This is a genomic window from Altererythrobacter lutimaris (assembly GCF_013371495.1).
Taxonomy (GTDB): Bacteria; Pseudomonadota; Alphaproteobacteria; order Sphingomonadales; family Sphingomonadaceae; genus Erythrobacter; species Erythrobacter lutimaris_A.
In genome coordinates, this window is the sequence record NZ_JABWTA010000007.1 from 1 (window position 1) to 527 (window position 527).

The window sequence follows — 527 nt, forward strand, 5'->3', positions numbered from 1 at the left end:
CGATCCAGCGATTTTTTCGCGCATGACCGGCCTGCCGGCGTCATGATCGCGTAATCCTAGCGCCATAATGCGCGATCGCGCGTCCCTGGCGGATTGAGGGCCCTCACTCAATCTTTTTAAGATATCTTATCTTCGATCGCTAAACTCCTGAACGGAAAATCGAATGGCCGAGAAAAATCGCAAGATCGAGCAGGCTGTTCTAGGGCATGACGGGGGCGGCAAGCTGTGGGATCGCGCCTTCGCCTTTGCGTTCAAGGGCCTTGTCTACGCCCAGATCTGGGAAGACCCGGTGGTCGACATGGACGCCCTGGCGATCAAGCCTGGTCACCGCGTCGCCACTATCGCCAGCGGCGGCTGCAATGTCTTGTCCTATCTCACCGCAGATCCGGCGGCGATCGACGCGGTTGATCTCAACACGGCCCATGTTGCGCTGGGGCGGCTGAAGCTCGCAGCCGCACAGCACTTGCCCGATTACGCCGCCTTCCGGCGCTTTTTCGCGGAGGCTGATCGCAAGGAAAATATTGCGG

1 protein-coding gene is annotated in these 527 nt (G+C 59.4%); it reads left to right on the forward strand.

Translation table 11 applies throughout. The features are described from left to right. Positions 1-163: 163 nt before the first annotated feature. A partial coding sequence (locus HUO12_RS14285) for a DUF3419 family protein (RefSeq protein WP_176274489.1) occupies positions 164-527 on the forward strand: 364 nt, incomplete at its 3' end.